This window comes from Echinicola soli (assembly GCF_006575665.1).
Taxonomy (GTDB): domain Bacteria; phylum Bacteroidota; class Bacteroidia; order Cytophagales; family Cyclobacteriaceae; genus Echinicola; species Echinicola soli.
This window is the reverse complement of record NZ_CP041253.1, coordinates 3233256-3254989: the sequence shown is the minus strand read 5'-3', so window position 1 is coordinate 3254989 and position 21734 is coordinate 3233256. Positions and strand designations below refer to the sequence as shown.

At 45.4% G+C, this 21734-nt stretch carries 10 protein-coding genes; 5 read left to right on the top strand and 5 right to left on the bottom strand.

From position 1 onward, the window contains the following. Window positions 1–546 precede the first annotated feature (546 nt). Window positions 547–2637 carry an amino acid carrier protein gene (locus tag FKX85_RS12925; RefSeq protein ID WP_141615122.1) on the top strand — a complete coding sequence of 697 codons (2091 nt, stop codon included), beginning with the start codon at window positions 547–549 and terminating at the stop codon, window positions 2635–2637. Between the two features lie 161 nt (window positions 2638–2798). Beyond that, the gene (locus tag FKX85_RS12920; RefSeq protein WP_141615121.1) at window positions 2799–5576 is read left to right on the top strand and encodes an alpha-L-rhamnosidase; all 2778 of its coding nucleotides are present in this window, start codon (window positions 2799–2801) and stop codon (window positions 5574–5576) included. A gap of 154 nt (window positions 5577–5730) precedes the next feature. On the opposite strand, the gene FKX85_RS12915 is transcribed toward FKX85_RS12920, so the two are convergent. The 3 genes from FKX85_RS12915 to FKX85_RS12905 all read right to left on the bottom strand — a co-directional run bounded on the left by FKX85_RS12915 (window position 5731) and on the right by FKX85_RS12905 (window position 12064). Further along, the gene (locus tag FKX85_RS12915) at window positions 5731–8001 is read right to left on the bottom strand and encodes a glycoside hydrolase family 2 protein (protein WP_141615120.1); all 2271 of its coding nucleotides are present in this window, start codon (window positions 7999–8001) and stop codon (window positions 5731–5733) included. 222 nt (window positions 8002–8223) lie between these two features. Then, entirely contained in the window at window positions 8224–10344 is a 2121-nt protein-coding gene (locus FKX85_RS12910) for a beta-L-arabinofuranosidase domain-containing protein (protein WP_141615119.1), read from the bottom strand. Window positions 10345–10588: 244 nt separating this feature from the next. Continuing rightward, window positions 10589–12064 (bottom strand): sulfatase family protein, encoded by a 1476-nt coding sequence (locus FKX85_RS12905; RefSeq protein ID WP_141615118.1) that lies wholly within the window; start codon window positions 12062–12064, stop codon window positions 10589–10591. Window positions 12065–12398: 334 nt separating this feature from the next. On the opposite strand from FKX85_RS12905, the gene FKX85_RS12900 reads away from it, so the two are divergent. Together FKX85_RS12900 and FKX85_RS12895 are read left to right on the top strand one after the other, a co-directional pair. Further along, on the top strand, window positions 12399–12782 hold the full coding sequence (locus FKX85_RS12900; protein ID WP_141615117.1) for a MerC domain-containing protein: 384 nt from the start codon (window positions 12399–12401) through the stop codon (window positions 12780–12782). A 7-nt stretch (window positions 12783–12789) separates the two neighbouring features. Beyond that, a complete protein-coding gene (locus FKX85_RS12895) occupies window positions 12790–13986 on the top strand; it encodes a GTP-binding protein (protein WP_141615116.1) in 1197 nt (398 codons plus the stop codon). A 369-nt stretch (window positions 13987–14355) separates the two neighbouring features. Here FKX85_RS12895 and FKX85_RS12890 read toward each other — a convergent pair whose 3' ends face one another. Further along, a complete protein-coding gene (locus FKX85_RS12890) occupies window positions 14356–15888 on the bottom strand; it encodes a polysaccharide lyase (RefSeq protein WP_141615115.1) in 1533 nt (510 codons plus the stop codon). A 2510-nt stretch (window positions 15889–18398) separates the two neighbouring features. Here FKX85_RS12890 and FKX85_RS12885 point away from each other — a divergent pair. Next, the gene (locus FKX85_RS12885; protein WP_141615114.1) at window positions 18399–20036 is read left to right on the top strand and encodes a family 43 glycosylhydrolase; all 1638 of its coding nucleotides are present in this window, start codon (window positions 18399–18401) and stop codon (window positions 20034–20036) included. Between the two features lie 132 nt (window positions 20037–20168). On the opposite strand, the gene FKX85_RS12880 is transcribed toward FKX85_RS12885, so the two are convergent. Continuing rightward, window positions 20169–21734 carry a carboxylesterase/lipase family protein gene (locus FKX85_RS12880; RefSeq protein ID WP_141615113.1) on the bottom strand — a complete coding sequence of 522 codons (1566 nt, stop codon included), beginning with the start codon at window positions 21732–21734 and terminating at the stop codon, window positions 20169–20171.

Here is a 21734-nt window from a genome sequence, read left to right as displayed (position 1 = left end):
CCCGTGGCAGCACCTGACAACGAATTAATCGGAATGACTATATCAAAAAGGCATAAAACGGTATAAAATTTGGCTCTACAGAATAATTTAACCTAAAAACCAGTTTAACCAGGTGTGATTTAGGACTACTTATCGTCGTATTTTCATTAATATTGACTACCTTTGTCACGAAAGTGTGCGTAAAGTTACTTATCATTGACTAATGTGCCTGTTCTCTTATCGACACATTGGCAACATAAAAAGAAAGCAGTATCCATGAATTACATTCTAAATTTCCATTCGGAAATTCATAATTCTACTATTTTCTAAGCCTTTAGTCCTCTGCCTTTTAATGAAGGCATAGGTCATTCTTCCACCTGCTTTCACCATAAGCAGGTTTACATCAATCCGAAGGATAAATTGTCGAAGTAATCATTCTTGGAACCGAACCAGTTTTTCTTTACCACATTTGAGATTAGCCCTTTAAAAACAACAGCAGTTTAGGAATGTTAATAAGCAATAAGACAACACTATTGCGATTTTAAACCATTAAACATGTTTATATCCATGTGTAAATATTTATTTACCATCATTCTTACCTTTAATTTAATCAATCTCCAAGCCCAGGATTTGGAAATCATTACCAAACCGGGAAACCCCACAACGTTAATCAATGACGGCTACATCGAAGCTGAGGTAAAAGGCGGCACTCCTCCCTATACTTATAGATGGAGCAATCCTTCCACCCCCATGGATGCCAACAAAGCCGTTGGATTGATCGAGGGTATTAGCTATACACTTACAGTGGAAGACAGTAATGGAAAGACCGCCACTGCCAAAGCCAAAGTAAAATCCCAATCAGTCACAGAGACTTTTAACGGGGCTTTTACCCCGCTAGTGGAAGGACTTACGGACTTTCTCTTCTGGGATCCCTTTGCTGCCATAGGCATCTATGATCCTGTGGTCCATAATGAAAGCAAAAATGTCGAAATCCCCGGTTGGAAGGCAGGTGTAAAGGACAAATTCACCCTTCAGGAATGGAAAACAGAAGACAAGCAACATGTCAACAAGGGGGACACGCTCGCTACCGTCCAATCGCAAAACGATGGGACCATTGCAGTGATAGCACCGGAAAACGGCACCATCAAGCATTCCGTGGAAGAAGGAACGGTCATTTACGATGCCCAAAATCCAGAAGACCTTATCGAGACAAACGCCCATGTCTTTGGGCAAATCAAATATGACGAACCAGTAGTCCTCACCCACCCCAATGGTGCCCCACAAACCCATCCGATTCCCTTTATCGTGATTTGGTTAGTGGTAGGAGCTACATTTTTCACCTTTAAAATGGGCTTTATCAACATCCGGGGCTTCAAACATGCCCTGGGGTTGGCCAGAGGGAAATTTGATGAAGACGATGCGCCAGGTAAGATTTCCCACTTTCAGGCCTTTGCCACAGCCACCTCCGCCACGGTAGGTTTAGGAAATATCGCTGGAGTAGCCATCGCCATTTCACTTGGCGGACCGGGTGCTACCTTCTGGATCATACTTGCAGGATTTTTGGGCATGTCTTCGAAGTTTACCGAATGTACGCTAGGACTGAAATACCGGCATATTGCAAAGGACGGGAAGATCTTTGGCGGTCCCATGAACTACCTGAAGTATGGACTGGAAAGAAGAAATATGAAGAACTTAGGCAAGGTGCTTGCTGCAGTTTTTGCGATTTTCTGCGTAGCCTTCTCGTTTGGAGGTGGAAATATGTTCCAAGCCAACCAATCTTATAAGATTCTTGCCACACAATTCCCTGTATTGGAAGGATTTGGTTTTTGGGTTGGTGTCATTCTCGCTATTTTAGTAGGAGTGGTGATCATCGGAGGTATCGAAAGTATCGCCAAAGTGACCGAAAAAATCGTTCCATTCATGGCGGGACTGTATATTTTCGGGGCATTGGTCGTGATTTTTGTAAACATTGGCAATATCGGCCAGGCTTTCACGGCCATCTGGGATGGTGCATTTAATGCCACTGCCATGAAAGGTGGATTCATCGGTGTGCTGGTGGTAGGATTCCAGCGAGGGGTATTTTCCAATGAAGCAGGTACCGGCTCGGCGGCCATTGCCCACAGTGCCGTGAAGACCAACCATCCCCCATCCGAAGGATTTGTGGGCCTTCTTGAGCCCTTTGTGGACACCATTGTGGTATGTACCTTGACTGCATTGGTCATCATCTTTACAGGAAAACATGAAGCCCAAGGCATGGGAGGCGTCGAATTGACTTCCGAGGCTTTTGCCAGCGTGATCTCTTGGTTCCCTTACTTATTGGCCATTGCCGTTTTACTGTTTGCCTTTTCATCCATGGTATCTTGGTCTTATTATGGACTGCGCTCCTGGACTTATCTGTTCGGAAAAAGCAAAAGATCAGAGTTGGCCTATAAATTGGTATTTGTGATTTTCGTAGTGATCGGGGCTTCCATCAGCCTTGGTGCTGTGCTGGACTTTTCGGATATGATGATCCTGTCCATGTCCTTTCCTAATATCATCGGCCTTTATATCATGAGCGGAGAAGTCCGCAATGACATGAACAGTTATCTCAAAAAGCTTAAAAACGGAGAACTCTTCCAGAAAGATGAAACTGCTGAAAAAGAAGAGGTATTACCCTAATCAATAGCGATCGCAATAAGCAAAATACCCCATCGAGCCGCCTTCCTTCAAAAACAATACTGAAAGGAAGGCGGCTTTTTGTTTACGCCCCACATTGAATATCAAAACTAAATTTGGTATTTTTCACATACATTCGCCATACAAACCTAAAACGACCCGAAATGCTGAAAACCATGTTTCTTTGCCCTTTCTTGATTTTTCTTGTTTTCTTCATGCCCTCTATGTCACTTGCCCAGCTCACAGTAGCCAATTTATGGTGTGAAAACAGGTCTAATCCTGTTGGGATCGAAGACCTTCACCCAAGGTTAACCTGGACCCTGGCCGGAGAAGGGAGGAACCAATCCCAATCTGCGTATGAAATCCAAGTGAGCAAAACCAAGGAATTTTCCGGCGTGAAGCTCTTTTGGGAAAGTGGAAAAATCACCTCTCAAGAATCCATCCATATTCCCTACCAAGGTCCTGCCCTTAGAACTTTGGGAAAATATCACTGGAGGGTCCGTGTTTGGGATGAAAATGGCACAGTATCACCATGGAGTCAACCAGCTTTCTGGCAAAATGGGATACTGGAAGATGATGCGTGGAAAGCCCAATGGATCCCCGTAGGCTACGAAGAGCCATCTTCTCGTCCAGCGGCCAATATGCGCCATACTTTTTCCCTTTCGAAACCCGTCAAGAGTGCTACTGCAATCATCACTTCCCAAGGCCTTTATCATGCCTTTCTAAATGGTTCCAAGATCGGTAATGATTATCTTACGCCGGGATGGACCAGCTATCAAAAACGGCTGCAATACCAAGTATACGACATTTCTGAGCAGCTACAAGAAGGTGAAAACACCTTAGGTGCCACATTGGGAAGCGGCTGGTTTCGTGGCAACCTGGTATGGCAATCCCGCAATGATTTTTTTGGAAATGAACTGGCTTTGTTGCTACAGGTGGTCGTTGAATTTGAAGATGGCACCATCGAAATCATAGGAACGGACGAAAACTGGAAATCAAAGGAAAGTGCTATCCTGAGTTCAGAAATCTACCATGGAGAAACAGTGGATGGCAGGAAACAAAGCTCAGATTGGCTAAAACCTAATTACGATGACAGCAACTGGGATGGCGTGGAAATCCGTGATTTTGGCTATGATCATCTGGTCGCCACAGATAACGAACCTGTAAAAAAACAGGAAGTTATCCAGCCGATTAAGATCATCACCACACCTGAAGGTGATAAAGTACTGGATTTTGGTCAAAATCTGGTGGGCTTTGTGACTGTTGACATCTCAGGAAACAGGGGGGACAGCCTAATTTTGGAGCATGCGGAAGTTTTGGACAGGGAAGGGAACTTCTACACCACTAACCTCCGAGCGGCAAAGCAGCGAAACAAATACATTCTATCGGGAAACCGAGATCATTTTGAACCACAATTCACCTGGCAGGGATTTCGGTACGCACGTATTGGTGGCAATGCCACAGCGTATTCAATGGATGACTTTAAAGCCGTTGTACTATACTCAGACATGCACCAAACTGGGGAATTCTCCACATCGGACACTTTGCTAAACCAGCTCCAACACAATATCCAGTGGGGGCAAAAAGGCAATTTCCTGGATATTCCCACCGACTGTCCCCAGCGCGATGAGCGATTGGGCTGGACTGGAGATGCACAGGTATTTTTCCGCACCGCAGCGTATAACATGAATGTCAATAACTTTTTCGCCAAATGGATGAAGGACGTCGCTGCTGACCAGCTGGACAATGGTGCAGTGCCCCATGTGATCCCCAATGTATTGGGGGAAAGCGCTGCTGGATCCGCTGGATGGGCAGATGTTGCCACCATCATCCCTTGGGACATGTACTTGCTATATGGAGACACCAAAATCCTGGAGCAACAATATGAAAGCATGAAAGCCTGGGTGGATTTCATGAATGCCGAAAGTAAAAACAACCTTTGGAATACCGGTTTTCACTTTGGTGACTGGCTCTTTTACCGGCCTGATGATGATACCGATGGCAGGTCGGCCATCACCGACAAATACCTGATTGCGCAGTGCTTCTTTGCCCACTCCACACAGTTACTGATCAATGCCGCCGAAGTTTTAGGAAAACCTGATGACCAACAGCAATACAGCCAATTACTCGGTGACATCAAAGCAGCGTTTGTAAAAGAGTATATGACTCCAAACGGACGCTTGGTTTCCGGATCCCAGACCGCTTATGTGTTGGCATTGCATTTTGATATGCTACCAGCGTCGCTAAGGCAGCAGGCTGCTGACCGCCTGGCAGACAATGTACGCAAATACGACTACCACCTGACTACAGGCTTTTTGGGCACTCCTTACCTGTGTCATGTCCTTTCACGTTTTGGCTATAAAGACTTGGCTTTTACCTTGCTTATGCAACAGACCTATCCTTCCTGGCTATATCCTGTCACACAGGGAGCCACCACCATTTGGGAACGCTGGGATGGTCAAAAGCCTGACGGAACCTTCCAAAATCCTGGCATGAATTCCTTTAACCATTACGCTTACGGGGCTATTGGTGATTGGATGTACCGGGAATTGGCCGGAATCAATGCTTCTGAAAAACCAGGTGAAGTGGGGTATAAAAAGGTGATCTTAAAGCCTCATTGGTACTTTGAATACCAATCTGAAAAAATCAGCAAACAAAACAACGACAAACTTCTTTCGGAAGTAAACGCCAGCCTAAAAACATATTATGGAACAATCGTTTCCCATTGGCAAAAAGCTCTCCAAGGCCAATACACCTACACCGTCAACATTCCCGTCAACACCTCCGCTGAAATCCATCTTCCTACGGGACACAGTGAAAAAAACATTAAAGAAAATGGCACTCCCCTAAGTGAAGCAAAGGACATCAAAATAGTGGAGACCAATAAAAACACTACCGTTGTATCACTTGGCTCAGGCACATACACCTTTACTATTGAATAAATGAAGGAGTGACTTGGAGAAAACAAGACTGCTGAAAAGTAAAACGCATCAAAAAAGGCTATTTTATAAGTCCCGTCACTGCATGTATCATGTAGTCACGGGACTTATAAAATAGCCTCTATTGGATTCACTTATAATCCTAACGGGTCTTACACTATTTAATTACGCTTTCCAATGTTTTGGCAGAAAGTGCCTTATCTCCCGTAGCAATGGATAGGCCAGCATCGATGTATTGACCGCCTATATCCTGCTTACAGTGAATTGCGATTACATTGGTTCCATTGGCCACCAAGGCATTTTTAGCTTCATCAGAAATGGTGGTAGTGGTGTAGCTAGAAGTCCACTTCTCCAATTCTGCGGCTTTGACCCCATTGATATACACGACACATTCGTCATCGTGGTGAATTCTCAGTCGAATGTCATCCAAGTTGATTTTACCGATATTGCCTAATTCAAAGCTCCTTCTCAACCAAATATCTTCACTTTGCCAGGTGGTTCCATTGATTGCTCCTGGAGTGCCTTTGGATCCAAAACCACCTTGGCCTATCTTCCAGCCAGTAGCCTCAAAATCCATTTTCTCCCAACCGTCCTTGGGCTTGGAAAAGGTATACTGCCAATCGATGTCTTGCTCCTTAGCGGTCAAGACAAGTGGATAGATATGGCTTTTTTCTTCTATGATCTTTTGATTGATACGGGCGATCTTTTTAGGATCCACCTTCATGACACGATCATAGGTCATAATGCCGTTCAGCTCAATTTCCACGTCAGTGATCTCGGTATAGACGGCTGCACTCATGCCCTGATTGGTCTTGAATTGCACCAGCATATCTGCAAAATCATCATACATGGCCACGTATTCTTCCTCATTGTCAATCGTGACATATTGCATCAGGTCATCGGGATTCCAGATATGGTCATCCAGCTGATAACCAATACCTCCATACTCACCACAAACAGTAGCTTGGTAAGGACTTTGGGCATAGGCTGGTGGTGGATAGCTATGGACATCGGCCACATCCGCTGCACCGTGATTGGTTCCTCCACTGGCTTCATTGACCACCCTGGAAGGATCCAGGCCTTTTACCAACGCCGCATAGCGCTCCGTGTCATGCTGTGCTTGGGATTCATTAAAAATCACCCACATCACGATACTTGGGGAATTCTTGTGTGTTTCTACCATCCGCATTAATTCCCTTGTAAAAGCCTCCTTGTTCGGCTCAGGCGTAGCAAAAGTGTAGCTATTGGGTGAAGGCATATCCTGCCAAACCATCAGTCCCAGCTTGTCTGCCCAGTAATACCAGCGTTGCGGCTCCACTTTGATATGCTTACGTGTCATGTTAAAGCCAAGCTCTTTGGTCTTTTCCAGGTCATAACGCAAGGCCTCATCAGTAGGGGCGGTATATAAACCATCAGGCCAGAAACCTTGATCCAAGGGGCCCATCTGAAACACAAATTCATTATTCAAGTAAAGTCGTTGGAACTCGCCTTCTTTTTCTACTGATATTTTTCGCATACCGAAGTAAGTGTCCACCACATCGACTACATGATCTCCGTCCCTGAGTGTGATGGTCATATCATAAAGGAAAGGTGAGTCTGGTGACCAGAGCTTTTGATTTTTAATAGCTATGGCGGTTGGTTTCATGGGTTTGCTGTCCACTGTGGCCACTACCTTGTCCCCATCCTTGATTTCTGCAGTGTAGGAGAGGAATCTTCCCCCGTCTGTTTCCACGGACAGGTTAAGCTCAGAACGGTCGATATCCGGCACCATCTCAAAATCCACTATTCGCTTTTCCGGCACAGGCTCCAACCATACCGTTTGCCAAATTCCCGTCACAGAAGTGTACATGATCCCTTCATTATTGAGTGCTTGCTTTCCCCTGGGGAACCCTTCCCGGGTAGTAGGGTCCCAAACTTTCACAGTGATAGTCTGCGTACCCTTGGTAAGATGATCTGTAATATCAAAGGTAAACGGATCATATCCACCCTGGTGCTTTCCTACAGGACGATCATTGATAAACACGGTGGCTTCATAATCCACCGCGCCAAAGTGGAGCAGGATCCGTTTACCTTGCCAGTCTGCTGGAACCGTAAATTCGCGTCGGTACCATATCCGCTCATGGGTTTCTTGTACCCCTGACAATGCCGATTCAACGGCAAAAGGCACTAAAATATTCCTGGAAAGCTCCCCTTTGGGATAAGGTTCATTTTCCCAAGTGCCCGGTTGAAACTGCCAGAGGCCATTGAGGTTTTTCCAATTCTTTCGTACCATTTGCGGACGAGGGTACTCGGGAAGGACATTTTCAGGATCCACATCCTTTGCAAATTTGGTCATTAGAGGAGCTTGCTTGGGAGTCCATTGCTGGGCACTGGCGGTCATTACCAGCCAAAACATAGCAACAACTCCTAAAAGTCTTTTTTTACGCATTTTTTTTGTTATTAAGGTTAGATATTATTGGGCTTATTTTGCCACAAGTGAAAAAACCATTCCGCTGAGGAACTGAGTTTACATTCCAAAGGTAGAAAGCCCATGGACGGACTGGCTATTACTTATCCTTCAAAAAAGTGAAAGAAATCCTTCTTTTCGCCCATCAAGTCCGTATTTAATGGATTTTTCTTCCTCAAACGCAGAAGAAAACAGTTTCGGAAATTAGTGAGGCACATTATAAACCGGAAATTCGGTAATTCTTAATGTCGTACAGCCATAAGGCACCAGGATGATTTCTTCAACCAAGGATTTGTCTTCAATCGTTTTGCTCCAAAAACCTGGCATCACTGGAACATCATTTTGAAGCCTCCAATCCGGTACTTTGGCACCAGCCATTTTCAGTTGGATAGGGGCATTTTCAAGGTTCCACGGGTAGGAACCATCCCAATCTGTCTCTACCACTTCCACATGATCCTGCAAGTTATCCAGCTCATGCTGCAATAGGCCATAGTTCCAATCGGACACAGGATGTACTTCATAAAATTCACCGTATCCATCGTGCCGGTTCTTTGGCACCTTTTTATCTTGAACCTTCAAGGAATAAACCAACGGCCCCCTTTCAATGGCAGCAGAAAACTGGTACCATCGGGACGACTTAATTTCCATGGGCAACTGCAGGGTTACTTGATCCCCGCTTTTCCATGCTCGATCGATGATGGCTACTTGGTCACTGATTGTTCCTTCCCAAGGGTTCCCATTAATGGTAATTTGGGCCTCGTTTGTCCAGCTGGGGATTCTAACATGAAAAGGAAATGCTGCAGGCTCACTGAGCGAAATGGAGAAGTTAACCGTCTCACGAAAAGGATATCCTGTTTCCTCCTTCACTTTTAAAACCGCCCCATTTCCTACTTTTAGCTCCACTTCACTGGGCGCATATAGCAAAGCCGCTACCCCTCCATCAGCAGTGGCATACCAAAGGTTTTGCACATATTTAGGCCAAGACTGATGCATATTGGCAGTACAGCAGGGATATCCCGAAAGTGTTCCAAACACGAAATCGGTCCCGTTATGATGGTTGGTCTCAAAAGAAACTTCCATCTCATCGGTCAACTTCACCTGATTGGCGGCCTGAAAATATTGCCTGGTCATAAAATCATCTGATGCCTGTGTAGGAAGTGCATTATAGGTGATCTTCTCAAGATGGTCTGCATAGGACATGTCTCCGCTTATCTTTAGGATGGTTTCCAGTGAAAACATCCCCTCTGCAATCGAACAAAATTCTACGCCCTGCACAGGATCATTTCCATGTAATGGCTCATCTCCACCATACATGCCCTGTGGCTGTCCATGATACTTTCTAATATCAGCCAGCGCTTCTTTGGTCGCTACGAGGTGCTGCTTGTCCCTATCGTGAAGATATCTTACAGCAGGCATTTTCAAGCCCTGGGCCAAATTCACCGTGTGAATCCCTCCTATTTTTGAGACTGTCAAGAGGTCTATTTCTTCTTGATCAAAGGGGTATCGTTTCATCTGATAAAAATACCACGGTGACTGGGGATCTACGTTATTTTCATCATTTAAGAATACATTGGTCCAAGGGAAAGTTTGTTCAGCAATGAGGTCTCCCAGTTCCAGTAAAAACTCATCCCCTGTAGTATTATAAAGCCAATAGACCACTTGCAGGTTATCTCCACCACGTCGATTGGCCCAGAAGGTCCAATTGTCCAATGGAGTATTGGGAAGCTCCTTTAATTGGTGCTTAAAATACTTGGTCAGCACGTCGATGACCCGTTGATCACCCGTGGCGTCATGATATTGCTTGAGGACTTTTAGCATCACCATCTTCGGCCACCAATCTTTTCTCATGCCTCTTTGTAATCCCGCTTCATATGCGGGGTCTTCAGTAAATGGTACTGGTCCGATATAACCGTTTTCAGCTTGATTTTGGAGCGTCCACTCCACCCAAGGCTGGACTTTCGCGATCAACTGCTCATCCTTTAAGATATAGGCCAAGGGCAAAAGTCCGTCGATCCAATAGGGACCTCGCTCCCAACCGTCCCCGTCTCCTCCCAGCCAGCCATTCCGCTCTCCCATGACAGTGGGATAAATGGTATCCAAATTACCCGTCAAGCCATCTTTCATCCGTACCAACTGCTCCTTTAGCCAACCTTCCGGTGAAATACTCCCCAAGGGGAGTTCCAAGTAGGGTGATGTTGTCAAAGGAGCCCTGTTCTGGAGGTAAAGACTATTGCTTGATGTATGCTCTTGTGAGAAAACCTGATTTCCTGTAATTATCAAAAGAAAAAGGGACCAGAATAAGTCCCTTATGGTAGGATAGTTCATGGGTTAATTGGAGTTACTGTTCGTAAGACCTCTAATTTACACATCAAATTAATTTCCTCAAGGCTTCAGTATAGATTATTTTGAATGCTAATTTGATTTAGCACAACCATAAACAACCGTCTACTTGATCCCTATAAAATTACAGCACTGATTTGGGTTCGTTGAAACCTACGCCCAAAGGTACCTTCAAACCTGACCCAAGATACTCTTCTAACTGCAAACACATCATTTTTGAAACATCCCGTTATGGCTTTTTTCCGCCACCACCACCCAAATAGGGATGTTGGTCAAACCCATCATAGTCAGGATCTTCTGCGCGGGGGTCGTTTAGCTTTTGTAGCTTTTGATAGAGCCTTTCCCTCAGGTTTTCCAACTCCTCCGCATAATCCGCCCGGGCAGCCACATTGATCAACTGGTCTGGATCATTTCTCAGGTCATAGAGTTCCTCTGCAGGCCTTTTTGCAAAGCTAAGTTGATAAGCAAAAATGTGCTCTAAATCCTTGTCCTTATTGGCAATGATATAATCCTTCGTAGGCCCACCATCACAATCAGCATACCATTGGCTGGGGTAATTGGTGGATCCTAATTGGCCGGTTCCTGCGGGCCATAGGGCGGGTTGGTAATTACGGATGTAGAGAAATTCATCGTTCCGGTATCCACGGGATGGATACCCACTCATATTAGGTTTTTCCTGGGCCGGCACATGTCGCTCTCTACCGAACACGACTTCTGAACGTTTTTCAGGATCTACCCTCCCTGATTTATCCGACATTAAAATATTCAGAAAACTCTCGCCAGTCATATCATCAGGCACCTGCACTCCTGCCACTTCAAGTAATGTGGGAGCAATATCTGCAAAGGAAATAAAGTCCTCCACTTTACGCCCTTGTGCCACTTGGCTGCCCCAATAAACCGCAAAAGGTACGCGAACACCCGAATCGTAAAGATTACCTTTGCCACGGGGAAATGGCATCCCATGATCACCGGTCATGATAATAATGGTGTTGTCCAGCATGTCCATCGCTTCGAGTTGGGCAATGACCGATCCCACAAGGCTGTCCCAACGCTGGACTTCCACATAATAGTCAGCCACATCACTTCGCACCGTCTTTACGTCGGGGAAATGTCTAAATAAGTTGACTGTTGAAATATCTATTCCGTTGTCTTCACCAGTGCCTCTTCCATAGGGACGATGAGGATCTGCTGAGCCTAGCCAAAAGAAGAATGGCTTCTCCTTTGCCTCCGTCTTATCGAGAAATTCCCCGAAAGTTTGATAAGCAGTATGGGAGGGATGGGCGCCATGGTGAGAAGTCCAACTTTCCAGGTTTCCAGGCCCCCAGGTTTTTGCTTCTGTCCTTCCCGTAACATAGCCTTCATCAGCTAATAGATGTATAAAACTCTGGTGCTCCACGGGAAGGGTACTCCATAGATTTGCACCAGGACCAAGTTCCCAATGGTATTTTCCTGTAATAAATGCATTTCTACTTGGCGTACACGAGGGGCTTGATACATACGCTTGATTAAAGAGAATACCTTCTTTGGCAAGCCGGTCGAAGTTTGGGGTTTTTACCGTGCTGTCCCCATAAGCTCCTGCATGGGGCCAACCCCAGTCATCGGCAAGACAAAAAACAATATTTGGTCGTCTGTTCTCTGCGACCTGGCCAATGGCATAGCTAGTGATCGCACCTAAAAAAAGTAGCAATAAAACATGTGCTTTCATAGGGTATTTAATGGTTATTTAAAGGCTGGATGGAATGATTATAAATAGCTTGCCAAATTTCCACAGTAATGTACCTACCAACAGAAACAGGTTTGCCAAGCAGTAGTCTCAAAACGGCAATGAAGGAGGTGAACAAGACTAAAAGAAGCCAAAAACCCCTTCCTTCAAACCGATGAGCCACTGCTCCATTACTAAGGTAATCTTTTTTTCAAAAAAATAGCCCCACCCTTTTGCAATGATTATGTTATGTTATAAATGTTTGTATTTGCAACATAGTTGCGTTTACGTTTTTTTCAGCTATATTTGCCTTCAAGTTGCACAAAATTAAAAAGGCATGAAATCTCTATTCAAAGACAGCCCAATGGATTTTTTCGGGATCTCCGCATCGCTTTTATGCGGCATTCATTGCGCTGCAATGCCATTTATTCTCGTCCTGACACCACTTGCTGGCCTTAAATTTCTTTCCGAACCATGGATCGAATATAGTGTACTGATCATCAGTGCCATCATCGCCACCATTTCGCTGGGTCATGGGTTTCGAAAACATCATCGTCGCCCTTTGCCGTTATGCATTGCTACTTCAGGTTTTATGATTATTGGTATCGGCCATCTTCTTCATGACCACCAAGCTCATCGTATCAGCCACATCACCATAAGCATAGGAGCCTTCCTCATCGCCTTTTCCCATTTTATCAATTGGAAATACATATACGGTTAATCTCACAATGAAAACAAACCATAAAAAACTCCCTGTCACTGTCTTAAGCGGTTTTTTGGGAGCAGGAAAAACCACCATTCTAAACCACATCCTCCACAACCGCGAAGGACTGAAGGTAGCCGTGATCGTCAATGACATGAGTGAAATCAACGTGGATGCCCAAGTGATAGATAATCAGGTCAAGCTATCAAGGACAGAAGAAAAACTCGTAGAGATGAGCAATGGCTGCATCTGCTGCACCCTGCGGGAAGATCTCATCGAGGAAGTCCAAAAGCTTGCGATCCAGGGTAAGTTCGATTACCTCATCATAGAAAGCACGGGGATTTCTGAACCGATTCCTGTCGCACAGACCTTTACCTTTGAAACCGGTGAACCTTTACTGGATCTTGATAAGCTCACCCGGCTGGACACGATGGTTACCGTGGTGGATGTGTTAAACTTTCTGGATGATTTTATTTCAGCAGATAAACTGGCAGATCGGCAGATGGAAGAAGGGCAGGAAGATGACAGATCCATCGTTCACCTCCTAACAGATCAAGTGGAATTTGCGGACGTAATTGTCCTGAACAAAATTGACCTGATCACCAAATCGCAGCTTGAAATGGTGAGGGCGCTGATCAAAAAGCTCAATCCAGTGGCCAAGCTGATCGAAGCAACACAAGGAAAGATACCTCCCAATCTCATCATCAATACAGGGCTATTTGATTTTGACAAGGCCTCCCAATCCGCAGGCTGGATTCAAGAACTGAACAACCACCACAGCCCTGAAACGGAAGAATATGGCATTTGCTCGTTTGTATTTAGAGAGAAAAGGCCCTTTCATCCCAAAAGACTTTGGGATTTTGTCACCCGGAACTGGCCATCGACTATTTTAAGAAGTAAAGGACTGTTCTGGATAGTCTCCAGACCCGACAAAGCACTACTATGGAACCAAGCTGGAAAATCTGTCCAAGCGGAGCCCTATGGTAATTGGTGGGCATCCATCCCACAGGCAGAATGGCAAAATCACCCCTACTATTCCGAGATCAAGGAATCCCTCAATACAAACTGGCACCCAGACTTTGGAGATCGCACTAATGAGTTGGTAATCATCGGCACCGGGCTGGAACAAAACCGAATTCAACAAGAACTTCTAGACTGCCTATGCTCCTATGAAGAAGCCCTCCAATTCGACCCAGCCTCATTTGAGGATCCCTTTCCTTAAACCCCAAATATGCATTAGTCTATCTTTTACGACCCGAAATTTCTTCAAAATCAGCCGCTACGCTTTAGTTTTCGGGTCTATCTGGCGGCCAGACAGGATGCACCGTAGCGGTGCTACGCTCACACCTCCAAACTAGTTGATTTTATTGCACTTTCAGCTCTTTCCCGATATTCGTCAGTCTGTCCCGAAGGATTTCGGGACAGACTACTACGATTCCTAATACATAATCCTGATTAAAACCATAGCTTTTCATGCCCTTGACAACTCAATTACTTGCCAAGTAAGATCAAATTCCACTTTTTCAGATTGCTCTGGAAATAAAGATACGTTAAGGATTAGGTTTCCATTGAAAGGACTATCAGCACTGGGTCAACTGATCCTATCCACGTTATTGCCTAGGTTTCTATAATTTATGTTTTCATTGGGATCAGTACCATTGAGGTATTCTTCCACATTGGTATATCCGTCTCCATCACTGTCCTTTGGCCCATCCTCACTGTTATGGGGATCAAGACCATATTTCTTTTCCCATTCATCCGGCATTCCATCACCATCGCTGTCCACGGGAACCTCATCTGCCTCAAATACAAGGTTAGGGTATCCTCCCACTTCTGAAATATCCTTTAAGATTCCTGTTGGGGTCAAGGTCTGGCCAGTACGTACCATTTGGGTGACGCGCTGATCCACTGCATCACGCCTGGGCAAGGTCGCCCCAGCTTTCTCTAGGACTGCCTGAAAGGCTTCATTTGCGGTCTGATGCGGAGCTACCGGCCATCCGACAAAAGGCGTATTGACCTTTGCAACGTCTGTCGGCCCGCGCATTCCCTTCCAATTATCAAGACTTATGGTTTGGTTACCGTACATCATGTTGCCGGCGACATACCATTTACCCGGCCTGTCATCCTCCTCAGGGTACCACCCTCCCGCTGCCCAAGCACTTCCTGGAGAATACATGTGGCGGGACTCGATACGGGCAAACACGGCCTTCATGTTCTCATTGGTCGCAGGGCCAGGTTTGTAGTAATTGTTGATCACATTGATTTGCGAGGTTTCGTCCCCACCGTCCATGGTACGGTGCTGCCAGTTAAAAATCACATTGTTACGGAAATCAAAGTCTCCTGACATCCCTATAGAAGGGTTTCTGGCCGTGTTACAGGCAAAAAGATTATGGTGAAAAGTGGATGGATTTCCTCCCCATGTTCCTCCAAAGGCATGCCCCCTGGCATCCAGTGCTTCACTGGAAATGGTCCATTGGATGGTGATGTGTTTTGCTGGATCCTTTATCCTGGTTTCTCCATCCAGCGAAGACCTCATGTGTCTATAAAGCGAAATATTTTCATCCATTCCCCAACTGGTCGAGCAGTGATCGATGATGATATGGTGCTCAGGATTACCGCCGATATTATCATCTCCTTGGCCTCCCTCAGGTATTCCCCTACGAACCCGTATATGGCGAACAATCACATTGTGCGTATTGATGTTTAGGGTTCCTTTTATGCAAATACCATCTCCAGGAGCAGACTGGCCCGCTATGGTGATATGGGGATGGTCAATATTGATATCTTCAGATACATCGATCGTACCGGCCACGCTGAACACTACTATTCGGGGGCCTTCCGCCTCCAGGGCTGCACGTAAGCTGCCTTCCCCACGGTCATGGAGATTGGTCACGGCGATTACCTTTCCTCCACGGCCTCCGGTGGTAAACATCCCTCCACCCCAAGCTCCCGGAAAAGCGGGAATTTCTCCTTCGGGCAAGCGAGGAGGATGTGGCGGAATCTGTCCGGACAATGAGGCCTCCCCAATACGTTTCGTATCCTGTGCCAAGGTATTCAGCGATGTACTAAAAAGGGCAATAATAAACAGGCTTTGGGCTATTCGGATTACTATATTTTTGTTCATTTATGGTATAGTAGGTGTCTTTTGTTAGGCCCCTATTGTCTAATATGGCCAACGATTGTAAAATAATATATTTTAGTTCATTTAGACTGTTAATTTCCATCGGTGAACGATCTTGTAAATTCTTTTCTGCACTTGTCACCCTGAATATATCGACTCTTCACTTATAACACTTAATAGAAAAGATCAAACGCTCTATGCTGCCCGTACTTTAACACGTGTTGAGCTAAAAACTCACTGCCCACGGTTCCGCAGTACCGCTGTCGGAACAACAGGTGGCCCGCTTTTTTTTGCCACGAAGGCTCGAAGTCACAAAGTAGATTTATTGGGAAGTGTCGTGTAGCCTGCACCTTTGTTTCCAAAAAAACTTAGTGGCTTTGTGGTTTACCTGTATTGCCTCCTGCACTTTAACGAGTGTTGAGCTAAAAACCCACTGATCGAGGTTCCGCAGCACAGCTGTCGGAACAACAGGTGGCCTGCTTTTTTTGCCACGAAGACTCGAAGTCACAAAGTAGATTTGTTGGGAAGTGTCGTGTAGCCTGCACCTTTGTTTCCCCAAAAAAAAACTTAGTGCCTTGGTGACTTTGTGGCTTACCTGTATTGCCGCCCGCACTTTAACGAGTGTTGAGCTAAAAACTCACTGCCCACGGGGCCTCAGAACAGCTGTCGGCACAACAGGTGGCGTGCTTTTTTTGCCACGAAGGCTCGAAGTCACAAAGTAGATTTGTTGGGAAGTGTCGTGTAGCCTGCACCTTTGTTTCCCCCAAAAAAAACTTAGTGCCTTGGTGACTTTGTGGCTTACCTGTATTGCCTCCCGCACTTTAACGAGTGTTGAGCTAAAAACTCACTGCCCACGGGTCCTCAGAACAGCTGTCGGAACAACAGGTGGCCCGCTTTTTTTGCCACGAAGGCTCGAAGTCACAAAGTAGATTTGTTGGGAAGTGTCGTGTAGCCTGCACCTTTGTTTCCCCAAAAAAAAACTTAGTGCCTTGGTGGCTTTGTGGTTTACCTGTATTGCCTCCCGCACTTTAACGAGTGTTGAGCTAAAAACCCACTGATCGAGGTTCCGTAGCACAGCTGTCGGCACAACAGGTGGCGTGCTTTTTTTGCCACGAAGGCTCGAAGTCACAAAGTAGATTTGTTGGGAAGTGTCGTGTAGCCTGCACCTTTGTTTCCCCAAAAAAAACTTAGTGCCTTGGTGACTTTGTGGTTTACCTGTATTGCCTCCCGCACTTTAACGAGTGTTGAGCTAAAAACTCACTGCCCACGGGTCCTCAGAACAGCTGTCGGAACAACAGGTGGCCCGCTTTTTTTGCCACGAAGGCTCGAAGTCACAAAGTAGATTTGTTGGGAAGTGTCGTGCAGTCAGCTCCTTTGTTTCCAAAAAAACTTAGTGGCTTTGTGGCTTTGTGGTTTACCTGTATTGCCCTCCCGCACTTTAACGAGTGTTGAGCTAAAAACCCACTGATCGAGGTTCCGTAGCACAGCTGTCGGCACAACAGGTGGCCTGCTTTTTTTTGCCACGAAGGCTCGAAGTCACAAAGTAGATTTATTGGGAAGTGTCGTGTAGCCTGCACCTTTGTTTCCCCAAAAAAAAACTTAGTGCCTTGGTGACTTTGTGGCTTACCTGTATTGCCGCCCGCACTTTAACAAGTGTTGAGTTGAAAACTCAATGCTCATGGTTCCACAGCACAGCTGTCGGCACAACAGGTGGCCTGCTTTTTTTGCCACGAAGGCTCGAAGTCACAAAGTAGATTTGTTGGGAAGTGTCGTGTAGCCTGCACCTTTGTTTCCCCCAAAAAAAACTTAGTGCCTTGGTGACTTTGTGGCTTACCTGTATTGCCGCCCGCACTTTAACAAGTGTTGAGCTAAAAACCCACTGATCGAGGTTCCGTAGCACAGCTGTCGGAACAACAGGTGGCGTGCTTTTTTTGCCACGAAGGTTCGAAGTCACAAAGTAGATTTGTTGGGAAGTGTCGTGCAGTCAGCTCCTTTGTTTCTCGAAAAAAACTTAGTGGCTTTGTGGCAAAAAACAAAAAAGAAACCATATTAATCCTACTTTGTCATGTTATGGTTATTTTAGGAGATTCCTCCTTCGTCGGAATAGCCTGCCCCGTTATTAGTTTTACAAAGGCATTCCCCAGTACAACACAGCACACTTTTCTTCGCATTAATTTATACTTTTTGACAAATATGGATCATATACGGCAAAGAGTAGTCTATAAACAGATTTAATGCTATTAATTAACATCCAATAATAACCTTGAACTTTAAACTATTACTAATAGTCGGGTAGATGCTCCTCTTTCATTCCACCCTAGGCCAAAGGACAACCTACCATTTCATTGCAAAATGGAAAGTGTCAACCGGTGATCCAGCGCATGCCGATGCCCCAATGTTCAATGACAGTAATTGGGAAAAAGTCAAAAGGGAAATTGGGTATTGTAGAAATAGCGTTTTATAAATCCGTGGAAAACTATCTTTTCATAAGAATAACCCAAAACAACAAGCCTATGAATCAATTAAAAAAAGAGCCTTATGTCCTCGTCAAGGTAGTCCCCATGATATTGATGCTACTTCTAATAAACTGTCTTTGTGTATATGCTCAAGACAATAACATTAAGAACGACACCTTCTGGGACACCGAAGACGGTGCCCCCATTTATAGCCAAGGAGGTGGCATATTCACTTTTACCGACCCTGAAGATGGGGTAGAAAAGTACTTTTGGTATGGGGTACATTATGAAGAAGCGGAACAATACCGGGCGGATCCATCTGTCAACTATCAACGAACCCATTTTAAAGCCGTCACCTGTTATACATCCACCGATTTGGTCAACTGGAAATCCAAAGGCAATGTACTGGAAAAGTCAGAAGTGGAAGAAAGCTACCAACGTGTATTTTGGATGGGGAGATTGGGCGTGGCCTATGTAAAGGAAATGGATAAATATGCCCTATTTGTCCAACATAACAGCAATGTACTCATTGCCCTTTCGGACAGTCCTTCGGGGCCTTTTAAATGCCATAACCGACTGGACATGACAGATAGGATCGGGACTCCCAACACCGGTGACCAAACGGTCTTCACTGATCCAGACACGGGCACTTCCTATCTGGTATATTCCTACGGCAAGGGAAGACATAAGATTTACATTTCCGAAATAGGCGTCAAGGACGGAAAAGTGGATTTACTTGATATCACCCAAATATTCAAGGGGGCAGGACGTGAAGGAAACTGCATGGTAAAATATAATGGAAAATACTATGTCTTTGCCTCTAATCTCTATGGTTGGGATTCCAGCCATGCTTTTTACCTGGTTGCCGATGATGTTAAAGGCCCGTATTTACCCGAAAACAATATGTTGATCACCCCGGGGAGTTATGATGATTATGCCCATATTACCCAAACAGGCTTTTTCGTCAATGTAAAGGGAAGTAAAAAAGAAACAGTCATTTACTGTGGAGACCGCTGGGCGGACTTTGCTGGAAACGGATTGGGGTATAACCAATGGTGCCCACTTTCCTTTGATGGCGAGACGCCTTTCTTCAACTCCCTTAATTCCTGGAACCTGAATGAATCCACCGGAGAATGGAGTGTTGCCGAGGATAATAATTTTGTCAAGAACAGCAGCTTTGAAGCTGACCGAAAGGCCATACCAAGCTCCGTAAAACCCATCCAAGAACAGCTCTTGGGCTGGTATTCCGATGTCAAACAGGGCAATACCATCGTAATTGATTCAGATCAATCCCCCGTACTAAACCATGCCAATACTAAAGAAGACCGGATACACGTCATCGGGGAAAGGAGCTTGAATATCTCTGACAATGTCACCTTCAAAAGAAAGGTTTACCAGATGATCACTTCCACTCCGTATGTAAGTTTGGAAGACGGCACCTATACCCTGTCACTGAAAGTCAAGAATACGGGCCATTTCGACCGGCTGGAGGCCTATGCCGAAAGTGGAAATCATCAAAAAAGCATACCTTTGGAGAATGACAACGATAAATGGAACAGTATAACACTCGAAAATGTGTCCGTTATCAATGGAAAAGTTGAAATAGGGTTTATTGCCCATGGAGAAGCAGGAGCAAGCTGTCACATAGACGACGTAGCATTCGTACCTAACGATGTCCCTGGTTATCAAAAGTGATGTTTTTTTTTGCCTAAAAAAACAGTAAAGGCTTCCATGGAATGATGTCCATGGAAGCCTTTTTTAGAAATATAAGAAAACAGTGACTTTTCCTATCAGGATTAAAAGTAAATGATCTAGTAATGCCTTAAATCATTCCATCTCTCCTTCAGGGGACAGTCTCCATTTAAAATACTCATCCAACACCCTGAGAGCAGGTTCACTCGGCACAGGGCCAAGGTGAAGGGGATCGGTCAAATACATGGCCATGGGATTTGATTGATCAAATCTTGGCCATTCTTCCAACCCCGTTCCATTGGGATCTCCATACTTTGCGAAGTTGGTCCAGTAAGTAGCCATCTTATTGGAAATGGCAATATCCGACTCATTATTTCCGGCACCCACTTCATCTAATGTCTGAAAAACATAGGCTACATCCTGACCATGCGGTGAACCATGGCCATGCCTAGGAGACCCCTCAGGGTATTCGGGATGCTGATCAAAGTAATATAGATAAACGTCTGAATTTCCATTTTTTGACTGGAGGTTTGCCCAAGTCCATGTATGCCAACCAAATGCAGCATCGCGATTAAGGTCCCTGGCAGACTTTGGTATATGGTTTTCTCCAACCGGGTACACCTCCAATAAATCATCAGCAAATTGACCATAGCGGGCTTTTGTATTCTTAATGAATTCCTCAGGACTGTTTTCACGGGTAAAGCTGAGCCCCTCATCGGAGTTGTAACCTATGAGGACAGGCACATCATTATACTTCCCCTTACGGTAACTATGGAACTGGTCAGCGGTAATCACATGGCCATCTACTATCGGCCAGGCACCGCCCAGCCCCATTCCTAATGGCAATTCATCGGCTTGGAGTTGACGCAATTCTTTCAATGAAGAGGCTCCTGCCTTTTCGGCATAAGCCTTCCCATCAGTTTCTGCTTGGGCCAAGGTTTTCATGTTTTCTCCCGGAAATGTCCGTGCTCTTGTGGGACCAAAGGAGCCCCCACTCTGTGAAATGGCACCTTGAAACAAACCTTTTGCCAAAGGCGATGCACAAAGCATGCTTACTGATATTCCTCCTGCCGATTCTCCGAAAATCGTCACCTTATCCGGATTCCCACCGAAGGCCTTGATGTTTTTCTGTACCCATTGCAGGCCGGCAATTTGATCCAAAAGACCATAATTTCCTGAAACACCATTGGGGTTTTCTGCACTCAGTTCTGGATGTGCCAAAAAGCCCAACTGCCCTACCCTATAGGCAATACTTACTACAATTACTCCTTTTTCGGCAAGGTGTTTCCCTGTGGTGACCGGATCGGCAGTGGTACCGAAACTAAAGCCCCCTCCATAAATCCATACCATCACAGGGAGATTGTCATTTGGTGAGCTGGCAGGGGTCCATATATTCAAGTAAAGGCAATCCTCACTTTTTCCAGAAGCTGGGTTTCCCGGCTGATAAGGAGAAGGTGCATAACTAGTGGCTTTTCTGACACCTTCCCATGCCCTGGGAGATTGAGGGGCCTTCCATCGAAGTTCATCGATGGGCGGTTCGGCAAAAGGCACCCCTTTAAACACAGCAATGCCGTTTTCTTGCTTTCCCTGTAATACGCCTTGCTCCACCTCTACCTGTAATAGATCGTTATTTGGCCATACAGCGGACATTAATACACCTGTGGCTAAAACAATTCCCAAGATTACTGTTTTTTTGTTCAT